We start from the raw sequence: 12,894 nt of genomic DNA, 5'->3' as shown, positions 1-12,894 counted from the left end.
CACAGTGTTTTCAGGACGAAGCCGATTGATTTGGTGAAACTGTTACCTCCGGGCCGCCTTTTGGGTGGCCCGCTTTTTTTGTGGGGTCCAATGCGGTCAGTTTTGCGGCACGGCGGGTAGATGGATTTTGGTCATCTCCATCAAACGACCCGTTTTTTCCAGCTCGGTGATAAAGTGGTTAAGCTGCGGCACGAGTTCCAGACAGGGTGATTTGCGTGAAAACATGAACATGACAGGATTTTTGACCAGTGGCATTTCAACCATGTGGATTTGACGGCCAATCCTGTCATTGGCGATATTTGCCAACCCGTCATATCGCCCCAGCATCACGTAATCGACGCGCTGATTGATCAATAAATCAAGAATGCGGTTGCCGGTGGGCGAGAAAATAATATCGAGATAATCCGTCGCATAGTCATCGAGAAAATCACCATAACTGCCGCCCTGGGGCCGGGCCCCGCGACGATGGATCAAATCACCCACCTCTTTAACCTTAAAGGTGTGATTGGCATTTTGAAATACCATAACGTCGTCAGAGGCAAAAGGCCGGGAATAAAGAAATTTTGTGTCGCGTTCCTGGGTAAAATAGGCCCCGGCCATGACGTCAATCTCGCCATTTGCCAACATCAACATGCCCCGATTCCACGGAATGCTCAGATCAATCTCTGCTTCAAGCCGATTCTGGCCCGCAAATTCCTGCAAAATATCAACCGCAACACCCCGCGCGACTTTTCGGTTATCCAGATATGTGACCGGCTCCCACCCGCCCGCACCGCTGGCGCGCAGTTTTGTGCATTTTTCTGCATTGGGTCCCTGTCGTCTGACGGCTATAACAGGCGGAGTGGGGATCGGGCGAACCTTGGCAATGCTGTCGGGGGAAAAGTAAGGGGGCGCGGCCTGTGTGGCTTTCGCGGCGGGTTGGATTGTCTCCGTATGCCCCATCGGCACTGTACTGGTTTGTGCCGGTGCCGGTAACGTAAAGCTCAGCAGTGCTAACGGCATCACTGCCAATATGAATTTACCCTTGGTTCCCATGCAGTCCTTACCCGCGCAATCTGAAGTTCTTTATTTCAGATTGTTACGATTTTTGGCAGAACAACTATGCAAAAGGAGGATCGGATTGATTTTTCCCTAAATATGAGTTTTTATAGTGATTTAAATTTTGGATATTGTATTTGAGGAAATTAATATTTTTGGTGGGGAAAAATAAAATGTATGTAAATATTTTTTCTGCATCGTTCTAATGGCTTTTTATTTCAAGTATCAAAGATTTCGATGAAATTATTGTCAGAAATGAACTTTTGTACTTCTGTGTAAAGTTCCTGTGGGCTTAATGCGCTCACGTTTTTACAGAAATCCTCTGTGTTTTCGGTAAAAGAAATTCCCATTCTGGGGTTAAATAGTTCTATTCTTTCTATTTTATATGGACTCTTGGAATAATTATTTAATGTGAGGTAGGTGATCATTTGTCTTGCATCAGTGGAGCTAAACCTTCTTTCACCAGATTTTATTTCTACGAGCGTTTTTTTTGATATTATATCCCCAAAAGATTCGTTTACAAATCCACATCCATCAAATTTTGGGTCAATTATCGATTTCTTATCGGTGATGAAATATCTTTTGTATGTGATATAAAATATTTTATGTATTTGTAGTTTTTCGATGTGTGTCAGCGGTAGTGTACAAGTTTCTTGATATTTAAATTTGCTTAAGTAAGTTATTGATTTTTGAAGTATTTGATTGAACTGTTCGGTGTTAAAGAATGTAAAATTTGAGTATGCTCGTGGCAAATTCCCATCCTTTGAGCAGTGACGTAGCATTTCAAATGATATTACATTAACTAATGCAATATTGTTTTTCCTATCAGATTCTGGAATTGGTGGGTATTCTATGTTTAGTAGTCCATTATTTATGATTCTTATGTAATTTTTTAGATTTGGTAAGATTTCATTCCAAAAAGAAGTGTATTTCTTTGCTAGAGTAGTTTCTGATATCATAGGGCTTCTTCCAGATTTTCTTGAGATTTTCTAGTGACTCCCCACGTTCTGTACAGTTCCTCTATGAAGTTAAATCTTTTTTTATTGTGATCTCGCCAATGTCTTCCCTCGTCACCCAATAAATACGAAGATACTATGAAAAGTCTCCGCTGCCACGGGTTCATTGTAGGAAATAGACGACGTAGTTCTGAGAGCCAATAATATGTTTTCCATTTTGTCATTGCTTGTGTGATGACAAGTGTAACCAGTATGCTATCTGTATGAGATTTATATATCTCTGTTAGTATTGTCTGCGCTTCTACGTCATTTTCTCGTGCAAAGATTTTAACAACATACGCTAAGTTTATTTCAGTTTCTAATATAAAGGATTTGCTTTTTATTAATTCAATTAAACTTGACTTTATGTTGTTTTTTGTTCTTGTGTCGAACCGGTGCCAGTTAGCTGTTGAAACTTGTATGATTGTGCTAAAAATTGGATAGAGTTCATATATTCCGTCAAAGATAACATTGAACGCGTCGGAAAGGGTTTTGTCATCTGTAGCTGAGAAGGCTCGGATTAGTTGTTTGCTAAATGGTTGGTTTATTTTAGATTTTTGTAGTTCTTTGCTAAGCATTCCTAACAAATCGAAGTCTTTTAATGATTCTTTGATTTCTTCGTATTTTTCTGTGGCATTTTGGGAGTACGGGTCAAATCGGATCGGCAGACTCATGAACTTAGCTTTTTGCGGTGATCCTTCATCTTCGTCGAGTCCAAATAATTTTGATTGGGTTAATGAAATAAACTCATCCTTTGATAAAATATTTGTTTTATGTTTTTGCAGTGTTAGGCCTTCATTCTCCATTAGTTTCCTGCTTATTGTCGTCAATATGGAGTGAGCTTCTTCTTTGTTGTGGCAAAAAATTGTAAAATCATCAACATATCTTTTATATTTGATTCCGTTTATTATCAGACTATGATCTAGAGAATCTAGTGAAAGTTCGGCCAAGATGCGAGCGGCTGGTCCCCCGACTGGTAGTCCGTATGAGTTTGTCCCTGAGAATGTTTGAATTAATTTTTTGATTTTAGATGATGTTTCTTTATTTGGATCAATGCGATCTAACGCGTTCTCTAAACGATGATGGTATATGCGAGTATAGAAATCTGCAATATCACAAGTTACAACATATTTTATTGATTCATTTTCTTTTGAGAAGTTCAGGCTGTCTTCTTGAAATTTTCGCCAATTTATATCCTTTTTGAATAAAGATCCCTGCTCGAAATCAGGTTCGTATCTATAAGAGTATACAAAATTATTATTCGCACGTGCGTGTTCAATTTTATTGCTAACAGATAGTACAACTCCAAGAAAATATGCGTTCCAATAGGGATCAATTTGTGTGGCCCACCTGTAGGCATTATATCCTAGGCTTGAACATGTGCTAATATTTACGGGTGGACTTTCATTTATCCTCTCATCGAATTTTTTGTGTGTTTCGTCCAGTGATAATAATAAATCACTAAAAATATCGTCAAACATGCGTGTTTCGTAAGGAAACGGGAAAATATCTGTATCGCCAAATTTTACAATATTCTTTAGTGATAGAGCAAAGGCGGATTCTAATTCACCTTCTCTGTAGGTAAAATTATCCATTGTTTTCGCGCTTTTCTTGATTTGATGCTTTGCGTTCAATATATAATAATCCCTGTGGTATTTCCTTAAGAAGATCCTGCGCGAGAGTATGGTTTAATATATCATATTCTAGTATAATTTAATATAACCCAACCCCCCTCAAAATAATCCGTACCACATTCTCCTTGGCTTCCGCAAATTGTGCATCACTCAACGGCTGGTTGTCATTGAAAATTTCGATCTGGCTTGCGAAGTCGGCATAGTGCTGGGTGGTGGCGAAGATCATGTACATCAGGCTGTAGGGTTCGACATTGTCCATTTTGCCTTCCGCGATCCAGCGGCGGATGATGCGCACCCGGCCATCAAGCCAGTTCTTGACCGTGGTCGAGATATAATCGGACGAGAATTTGGCCCCACGGACGATTTCATGGGCCCAGACACGCGAGCCATAGGGGGTGCTGCGCGAGAGGTCCATTTTCGCCTCGATATAGCCGCGCAGGATGGTGGCGGGGTCGGTGGTGTTTTCAAATGTCATGGCGGCTTCAAGCCATTGCGAGCAGACATTTTCGATCACGCGGCGATAAAGCGCCTCTTTGGTGGCAAAGTAATAATGGACATTGGCCTTGGGGACATTGGCGACCTCGGCAATGCGGGCGGTGGTGGCCCCCTTGAAACCGAAATCGGCAAAAACGCGCTCGGCCGCGGCAAGAATCTGGACTTCGTTTTCCTGGCGGATGGCGGCCTTGTGTGCGCCATTGGCCGGTTTGGCGGTTGCGGTGGTCATATCCCCTGTCCCTTGTCCCATTTCTTTATATGTATTTATCTTGACCGTTTGGTCAGGTTACAATAATCTCGGTGTTAACAGCTAAAAATCAAGCTGAAATTTGCCGGGTACTTTACCATCGGGCCTTGAAGGTGCAAGCGCATCGGGAAGGCAGGGTGAGATAATGAACCGGCAAAGAATAATCAAAACAGGGATTGCTTCGATGTCATGCTCGTACGGGTTTGTTGTGCGAAATCGGTACTGACAGAAACGGCCATTGTGCTGTAGTTTTTCGTGTCTGTATCGCAGACGATGCGATGTGCGACGTGATTCTCTATTCCGGTTGGCAGATGGGCTTTCTGTTTGCCTTTACGCCGGATAAGCCAAGATCGACGACGTGATCTGGTGCGAAAGCTACCAGAAGAGTCAAACCGGGTTCGGGAGACCTGATAAAAATGACTGCCGCCACTTCAAACAACCGCCCCAATGATTTGTCTGCGTTCTGGATGCCGTTTACGGCCAATCGCCAGTTCAAGCAGGCACCACGCATGCTGGTTTCGGCCGAAGGCATGTATTATACCACCGATGACAATCGCCAGATCCTGGACGGGACGGCGGGGCTTTGGTGCTGTAACGCCGGGCACAAGCGTCCGAAAATCAACGAAGCCGTCCGCGCCCAGCTTGAAGAGCTGGATTATGCCCCGGCCTTCCAGATGGGCCATCCCAAGGCGTTTGAACTTGCGACCCGCCTGGCGCAATTGATGCCTGGTGATTTGAACCATGTATTCTATACCAATAGCGGGTCGGAATCGGTTGAAACCGCCCTTAAAATTGCCATCGCCTATCATCGCGCCCGGGGCGAGGGCCAGCGCACCCGCCTGATCGGGCGTGAACGCGGCTATCACGGGGTGAATTTTGGCGGCATTTCGGTTGGTGGTATTCCGACCAACCGCAAAACATTTGGCACCATGCTCGGCGGTGTGGACCATATCCGCCATACCCATTTGCCCGAAGAAAACAAATTTGTTCGTGGGGAGCCGGAAAACGGTGCCTGGCTGGCCGATGACCTGGAGCGTTTGTGCGCCCTGCATGATCCCTCAACCATCGCCGCCGTGATTGTCGAGCCGGTGGCAGGGTCGACCGGTGTGTTGATCCCGCCGCAGGGTTATTTGAAACGTCTGCGCGAAATTTGCACCAAACACGGCATTTTGCTGATTTTTGATGAAGTCATCACCGGCTTTGGCCGTATCGGCACCCCGTTTGCCGTGGATTATTTTGGTGTGCAGCCCGACATGGTGACAACCGCCAAGGGCCTGACCAACGGCACCATTCCGATGGGCGCGGTTTTTGCCACCGATGCCATTCATGATGCCTTCATGACCGGCCCGGAAAACATGATCGAGCTTTTCCACGGTTATACCTATTCGGGCAACCCGGTGTCCTGTGCGGCGGGCCTGGCAACGCTTGAGATTTATGAAGAAGAAGGCCTGATGACCCGGGGGGCCGAACTGGGCAAATATTGGGAAGATGCGGTACACAGCCTGGCCGATTTGCCGCATGTGAAGGATATTCGCAATCTGGGCCTGATTGGCGCGATCGAGCTTGAAAGCATTGAAGGCATGCCGACCAAGCGGGCATTTTCGGCCTTTTTGCAGGCGTTTGAAAAGGGCATTCTGATCCGCACGACGGGCGATATCATTGCCCTGTCGCCGCCCCTGATCATTGAAAAATCCCATATCGATGAATTGTTCGGCACCCTGCGTGACGTTCTGAAGAATCTTGACTGAATTTGCACGGAAAGAAGAGTTATGAAACGTATTGAACACATCATTGGCGGTGAACATACCAGCGCACAGAGCACACGGACTGGCGCCATCTTCAATCCGGCAACCGGGGAGCAGACTGGCGAAGTGGTGCTGGCATCGGAAGCCGATGTAAACACCGTTGTTGCCACCGCCAAGGCCGCGTTTGAAAGCTGGTCGACGACACCACCGGCCAAACGCGCCCAGGTGATGTTTGCCTATAAGGCCCTGCTGGAAAAACGGGCCGATGACATTGCCAGCACCATTTCGGCCGAACATGGCAAAACCCACCCCGATGCGCTGGGCGAAGTGGCCCGTGCGCTGGAAGTGGTGGAATTTGCCTGTGGCATTCCGCATTTGCTGAAAGGTGATTTCAGCCGCAACGTTGCAACGGCGGTCGATGCCTGTGCTGATCGCCATGCCCTGGGTGTTGTGGCCGGGATTACCCCGTTCAACTTCCCGACAATGGTGCCATTATGGATGATCCCGATGGCAATTGCGTGCGGCAATACCTTTGTTCTGAAACCATCAGAACGTGATCCGTCGGCGGCCAATCTGGTGGTCGAACTGCTGCATGAGGCAGGCCTGCCCAAGGGCGTTTGTAACGTTCTGCATGGGGACAAGGTTGCGGTTGATGGTTTGCTGCATCACCCGGATGTGCAGGCCATCAGCTTTGTCGGCTCCACCCCGATTGCCGAATATGTTTATAAAACCGGCACGGCGAACGGCAAACGGGTTCAGGCGCTGGGTGGTGCCAAAAACCACATGATCGTCATGCCCGATGCCGATATTGACCAGGCTGTGGATGCCCTGATGGGCGCTGGCTATGGTGCGGCGGGCGAACGCTGCATGGCAGTTTCGGTTGCGGTGCCGGTGGGCGAAGAAACGGCGGACCGTTTGGTCAAGGCCCTGGCACCGAAGGTGGCGGCGCTTAAAATCGGTCCCTCGACCGACACGGATGCCGAAATGGGCCCGGTGATTACCGAAGCACATAAGAACAAGGTGCTGGGTTATATCGATGCCGGTGTCAAGGAAGGGGCGGAACTGGTTGTTGATGGCCGTGGCTTTAAGCTGCAGGGCTATGAAAACGGCTATTTCATTGGCGGGTCGCTGTTTGACCGTGTGACGCCGGACATGTCGATTTATACCGACGAGATTTTTGGCCCGGTTCTGTCGGTTGTGCGGGCGGACAGCTATGACACGGCGGTTGATCTGATCAATAAGCACGAATATGGCAATGGTACCGCGATTTTCACCCGTGATGGCGATGCGGCACGCAACTTTGTTGACCGTATCCAGGTGGGTATGGTCGGTGTGAATGTGCCCATTCCGGTGCCGGTCGGCTATCACAGCTTTGGTGGCTGGAAACGGTCGATTTTTGGATCACACGGAATTTACGGCCCCGAAGCGGTTCATTTCTATACCAAGCTGAAAACCGTTACCATGCGCTGGCCGACAGGCATTCGCGCCGGTGCGGAATTCAACTTCCCGTCCAACGGGTAACAGGCAGGCGTGGCCCCATACGGGCTGCGCCTCTTTATTTTGTGCCGGGTCCATGTGCGGTTCGGTGCTGAAATATACCGGTTTTCGCCCTTAACGGCGTTTGAGGGCGAAAACCAATACAAGCGTTCACATCCAGATCGGTAAAAACCGGCAGGAACGCATACATTATCAAGGAGGTATCTCGCATGTCGATGCTGAGAGGCGGGCTGATTCAAATGTCCTTGAAGGGCAGCACGGATCAGTCACCCGAAGAAATTCGCCAGGCCATGATCGAGGCGCATCTGCCTTATATCGAGGAAGCTGGTAAAAAGGGCGTACAGGTCCTGTGTTTTCAGGAAGTGTTTACCCAACCCTATTTCTGTCCGAGCCAGGATGCCAAATGGTACGCGGCGGCAGAGAAAATCCCCGATGGACCGACCACACAATTGATGTGTGAGCTAGCCGCCAAACACAAGATGGTGATTGTCGTTCCGATCTATGAGGAAGACATTACGGGGGTGTATTATAATACCGCCGCCGTGATTGATGCCGATGGCACCTATCTGGGGAAATATCGCAAAACCCATATTCCCCAGGTGGCCGGTTTTTGGGAAAAATTCTTTTTCAAACCGGGTGCCTCCAACTGGCCGGTCTTTGAAACGCAATATTGCAAACTGGGCGTTTACATTTGTTATGATCGCCACTTCCCCGAAGGCTGGCGTGCATTGGCCCTGAATGGCGCGGAATATATCGTTAACCCGTCGGCCACGGTGGCCGGGGTTTCGGAATATATCTGGAAGCTGGAACAACCGGCCTCGGCCGTTGCCAATGGCTGCTATATCGGGGCGATCAACCGGGTCGGGCGTGAACAGCCCTGGGATATTGGCGAGTTTTACGGGCAAAGTTATTTTGTCAATCCGCGTGGCGTGATTGAAAAGGAAGCCTCGCGCGATCAGGACGAGCTGATTGTGCATGACATGGACATGGCGCTGGTGCGTGAAGCCCGCAATAACTGGCAGTTTTTCCGCGACCGTCGGCCATCCACCTATGACCGCCTGACAGACGGTAACTGATCTTTAAAGGCGAACGCCCACACGTTCGCCCGACTGCCCCGACCAGCACACGACAGCCCCAAGACGTTAACCCCGTCATCAGGGCAGCCAAAAAACAAGCTGGCAGGGTTCAGGGCAATGTCCCTGAGGGAGGTTTTTGAGAGACATTCGATCAGGGGAACACCCATGACGTTACAGGCAGTCGTCAATAATGTGGCGCCGATGCCCGCATCCAAAGATGTGGTTGTCGATATTCAGAAAATGTCGCTGACATTTCAAACCGCCGATGGCCCGGTCTATGCGCTGTCCGATGTGGACTTAACCATCAATCGCGGCGATTTCGTTTCCTTCATTGGTCCGTCGGGCTGTGGCAAAACCACGCTGTTGCGCGTGATTGCCGATCTGGAACGGGCCACGGCGGGCGATATTTTGATCAATGGGGTATCGCCGCGCCAGGCCCGTGAAGACCGGGCTTATGGCTATGTGTTTCAGGCGCCAGCCCTTTTGCCGTGGCGCTCGATTGAGCGCAATGTAACCCTGCCGCTGGAGATTATGGAGATTTCCAAAGAAGAGCGGGTAAAACGCGCCCATGATGCCCTGAAACTGGTGGAATTAAACGGGTTTGAAAAGAAATTCCCCTGGCAGCTTTCGGGCGGGATGCAGCAGCGGGCCTCGATTGCGCGGGCGCTGAGTTTCGATGCCGATTTGTTGCTGATGGACGAGCCGTTTGGCGCGCTTGACGAAATTGTGCGCGACCATTTGAACGAACAGCTTTTGAAATTATGGGCGCGGACCAATAAAACGGTTGCCTTTGTCACCCATTCCATTCCCGAGGCGGTGTTTTTATCGTCGAAAATTGTGGTGATGTCGCCGCGGCCGGGGCGGATTATTGACGTGATCGAAACCGATTTCGCCAAGGACCGTACCCTGGATATTCGCGAAACCCCGGAATTTCTGGAAGTGGCCCATCGCGTGCGCGAAGGGTTGCGGGCAGGGCACAGCTATGACGACTGACGCTGCAACTTTGCCCGCCGCCCGCACAGGCCCCGGCCTGTGGACGCGGATGATGAAGGGGCAGACCGGCCCGGTTTGCGTGATGCTGATCGGCCTGTTCGTGATTTGGTATATTGGCGCGATTTTCATGAATATGCCGGGCCAGCTGGACCGTTATGCAAGGGCCAAGCAGGACTGGACCGTTTCCCAGCTTGTCGAGGCGACGCTTAATCAGGACCGTCCGGTTTTGCCGGCCCCGCACCAGGTGGCCGCGGAAATGTATAAAACCATTTTTGCCACCAAAATCACCTCGAAACGATCGCTGGTCTATCATACCTGGGTGACATTATCCTCCACCCTGCTGGGTTTCGGGATTGGTACGTTACTGGGCATTTTGCTCGCCGTTGGCATTGTCCATGTGCTGACACTGGAAAAAAGCCTGATGCCGTGGGTGATTTCCTCGCAAACCATTCCCATTCTGGCGATTGCGCCGATGATTATTGTGGTTTTGGGGGCGATTGGCCTGAAGGGGCTGGTGCCCAAGGCAATGATTTCGACCTATTTGTGCTTTTTCCCCGTGACAATCGGGATGGTCAAGGGGTTGCGTTCGCCCGATCATATCCAGCTTGACCTGATGCGCACTTATAATGCCTCGCGCTGGCAAACATTTTTTGCCCTGCGCTGGCCATCGTCCATGCCGTTTTTATTTGCCAGCCTGAAGGTGGCAATTGCAATTAGCCTTGTGGGCGCGATTGTCGGCGAATTGCCGACCGGGGCGCAGGCTGGCCTGGGCGCACGTTTGCTGGCCGGGTCCTATTACGGGCAAACGGTGCAGATATGGGCGGCCCTGCTAACTGCGGCCTTTGTTGCGGCGATGATGGTGGTTGTGGTCGGCCTGTTTGAAAAACGGGTGCTGGAACGCATGGGGGTGCGGGCATGAGCGGCAAACTTGATAAATTCTGCCTTGTCGGTGCGGTTTTTGCCCTGCTGTCGCTGGTTTTTCCGCTGTCGGGGGTGGACCCTGAAACTGGCAAAAATGTTGCCTTTGTGTCGGACCTGCCGGGGCTTGCCAGTGCGATGGTGGCCTGTGTTGTCATTGGGGTGTTTTTTACATGGTCCGGTGTGACCAGCGTTTTGCGCGGCAGCATTATTTTGCTGGTGGTGATTTACGGGGCCTGGCAGGCGATTGCCACCCTTTATGACCACGGGCTGGCGGGTTATGCCTCCTACGGGTTCTGGATGTTTATTGCCTCGCTTTGGGCGCTGGTCTGGCGCGGGATTGACGTGATCGCCAATTATCGCACCCTTGACCAGGGCAAACAGCAAACGGCAAATATCATCGTGCCGCTGGCCTTTGGCATCTGGCTGCTGTTTTTGTGGGAAGTCATCACCGCCGGTTTTGGCGTGCCGCAGGTTTTGCTGCCCGCACCGAGCATGATTGGTGTGCGCTTTGTCAATTCCACCGGCATTTTGTGGGACGATTTCCGTCAAACCTTTCTTAAGGCGGTGCTGGCCGGTTATGTGCTGGGCTGTGGCAGCGGGCTTTTGGTGGCGATTGCGGTGGATCGTGTGCCGTTTCTCAAACGCGGGTTGTTGCCGCTGGGCAATATGGTCTCTGCCCTGCCGATTATCGGTGTTGCGCCGATTATGGTGATGTGGTTTGGCTTTGACTGGCAGTCAAAGGCCGCGGTCATTGTGATCATGACGTTTTTCCCGATGCTGGTGAATACGGTATCGGGGCTGAATGCGGCAGGGCGGCTGGAACGTGACCTGATGGCGACCTATGCGTCGGGTTATTGGTCCACGCTGTTTCGTTTGCGCTTGCCGGCGGCTTTGCCGTTTATTTTCAATGCGCTCAAGATCAATTCCACCCTGGCCCTGATTGGCGCGATTGTTGCCGAATTTTTTGGCACCCCCATTGTCGGCATGGGTTTTCGCATATCGACCGAAGTTGGCCGGATGAATGTGGATATGGTTTGGGCGGAAATTGCATTGGCAGCCCTGGCGGGGACTGCCTTTTACGGGGCCGTGGCCCTTGCGGAACGCAAGGTAACGTCGTGGCATCCGTCGTTCCGGGTACGTCGCCATTAAGGCATTAAAAAAGACGACCCGTCGGGAGGATTGAATTTCAACCTGTGGAGAGGCTTCGATAAAATGAAAAAAGTGTTAGCGACGGCTCTGGGGATGGCATTTGGCCTGACATCGCTTTCGGCGATGGCAGCAGATAACGTAACCCTGCAACTGAAATGGGTGACGCAGGCACAGTTTGCCGGATATTACGTGGCCCTGGATAAAGGGTATTACGAAGATGCCGATCTGGATGTCACCATTAATCCCGGCGGGCCGGACATTGCCCCGCCGCAGGTGATTGCCGGGGGTGGGGCCGATGTGGTGGTGGACTGGATGCCATCTGCCCTTGCATCGCGCGAAAAGGGCGTGCCGCTGGTGAATATCGCCCAGCCCTTTGCCAAATCGGGCATGGAGCTGACCTGCCTTAAGGATACCGGCATTAAATCGCCCAAGGATTTTCCCGGCCGGACTCTGGGTGTCTGGTTTTTTGGCAATGAATATCCGTTCCTAAGCTGGATGTCGAAACTGGGCATTCCCACCGATGGCGGACCCAATGGTGTGACGGTGCTCAAGCAGGGCTTTAACGTCGATCCGCTGTTGCAAAAGCAGGCCGATTGTATTTCCACCATGACCTATAACGAATACTGGCAAATCATTGATGCCGGGATTCCGGCCGATGATCTGGTTGTTTTCAAATATGAAGATCAGGGGGTCGCGACCCTCGAAGATGGTCTTTATGTGATGGAAGACAAACTGAAAAACCCGGCCTTTGTGGATAAAATGGCGCGCTTTGTTGCGGCCAGCATGAAGGGCTGGCACTGGGCGGCGGAACACCCGGAAGAAGCCGCCCAGATTGTGCTGGATAACGATGCCACCGGCGCCCAGACCGAAAAACACCAGATCCGTATGATGAAGGAAGTAGCCAAACTTCTGAGCAAGGACGGTGTTTTAAGCGAAGCGGCCTATACCCGCACCGTTGACAGCCTGCTGTCGGGCGGGTCCGACCCGGTTATTACCAAAAAGCCGGAAGGTGCCTGGACCCACGCTGTGACCGACAAAATGTAAGCCCCGCGCTGCATTCTACCTCTTGGACCCGGCGGCTGCCCCGATGGTTGCCGGGCCATT

At 50.6% G+C, this 12,894-nt stretch carries 11 protein-coding genes; 7 read left to right on the top strand and 4 right to left on the bottom strand.

The window, feature by feature from the left end; translation table 11 throughout:
* Positions 1 to 96: 96 nt before the first annotated feature.
* The 4 genes from TH25_RS16090 to TH25_RS16075 form a co-directional block, all read right to left on the bottom strand.
* Positions 97 to 1,035, bottom strand: coding sequence for a substrate-binding periplasmic protein (locus TH25_RS16090; RefSeq protein WP_114089381.1), 939 nt, complete (start codon positions 1,033 to 1,035; stop codon positions 97 to 99).
* Positions 1,036 to 1,256: 221 nt separating this feature from the next.
* Entirely contained in the window at positions 1,257 to 1,997 is a 741-nt protein-coding gene (locus TH25_RS16085) for a hypothetical protein (protein WP_114089380.1), read from the bottom strand.
* Positions 1,994 to 3,628, bottom strand: a complete 1,635-nt coding sequence (locus TH25_RS16080) for an RNA-directed DNA polymerase (protein ID WP_114089440.1) — start codon at positions 3,626 to 3,628, stop codon at positions 1,994 to 1,996. The genes TH25_RS16085 and TH25_RS16080 overlap by 4 nt, the downstream gene beginning before the upstream one ends.
* A gap of 118 nt (positions 3,629 to 3,746) precedes the next feature.
* Positions 3,747 to 4,391, bottom strand: coding sequence for a TetR/AcrR family transcriptional regulator (locus TH25_RS16075; RefSeq protein WP_114089379.1), 645 nt, complete (start codon positions 4,389 to 4,391; stop codon positions 3,747 to 3,749).
* A 434-nt stretch (positions 4,392 to 4,825) separates the two neighbouring features.
* Here TH25_RS16075 and aptA point away from each other — a divergent pair, with 434 nt between their 5' ends.
* From aptA to TH25_RS16040, 7 genes are all read left to right on the top strand, one after another.
* Positions 4,826 to 6,157 (top strand): omega-aminotransferase AptA, encoded by a 1,332-nt coding sequence (gene aptA / locus TH25_RS16070; protein ID WP_114089378.1) that lies wholly within the window; start codon positions 4,826 to 4,828, stop codon positions 6,155 to 6,157.
* 21 nt (positions 6,158 to 6,178) lie between these two features.
* Entirely contained in the window at positions 6,179 to 7,675 is a 1,497-nt protein-coding gene (locus tag TH25_RS16065; RefSeq protein ID WP_114089377.1) for a CoA-acylating methylmalonate-semialdehyde dehydrogenase, read from the top strand.
* Positions 7,676 to 7,860: 185 nt separating this feature from the next.
* Positions 7,861 to 8,727, top strand: a complete 867-nt coding sequence (locus TH25_RS16060; RefSeq protein ID WP_114089376.1) for a nitrilase-related carbon-nitrogen hydrolase — start codon at positions 7,861 to 7,863, stop codon at positions 8,725 to 8,727.
* A gap of 201 nt (positions 8,728 to 8,928) precedes the next feature.
* Positions 8,929 to 9,720, top strand: a complete 792-nt coding sequence (locus tag TH25_RS16055; RefSeq protein ID WP_114089439.1) for an ABC transporter ATP-binding protein — start codon at positions 8,929 to 8,931, stop codon at positions 9,718 to 9,720.
* Entirely contained in the window at positions 9,710 to 10,639 is a 930-nt protein-coding gene (locus TH25_RS16050) for an ABC transporter permease (RefSeq protein ID WP_114089375.1), read from the top strand. Before TH25_RS16055 ends, TH25_RS16050 begins: the two co-directional genes overlap by 11 nt.
* Positions 10,636 to 11,790 (top strand): ABC transporter permease, encoded by a 1,155-nt coding sequence (locus tag TH25_RS16045; RefSeq protein WP_114089374.1) that lies wholly within the window; start codon positions 10,636 to 10,638, stop codon positions 11,788 to 11,790. The genes TH25_RS16050 and TH25_RS16045 overlap by 4 nt, the downstream gene beginning before the upstream one ends.
* Positions 11,791 to 11,853: 63 nt before the next feature.
* Positions 11,854 to 12,834, top strand: coding sequence for an ABC transporter substrate-binding protein (locus tag TH25_RS16040; protein ID WP_114089373.1), 981 nt, complete (start codon positions 11,854 to 11,856; stop codon positions 12,832 to 12,834).
* Positions 12,835 to 12,894: the final 60 nt, after the last annotated feature.

Source organism: Thalassospira profundimaris, from assembly GCF_003326755.1.
Lineage (GTDB): Bacteria > Pseudomonadota > Alphaproteobacteria > Rhodospirillales > Thalassospiraceae > Thalassospira > Thalassospira profundimaris_B.
Note: the sequence above shows the minus strand (reverse complement) of the source record. Positions and strands in the feature narration are given on the sequence as shown.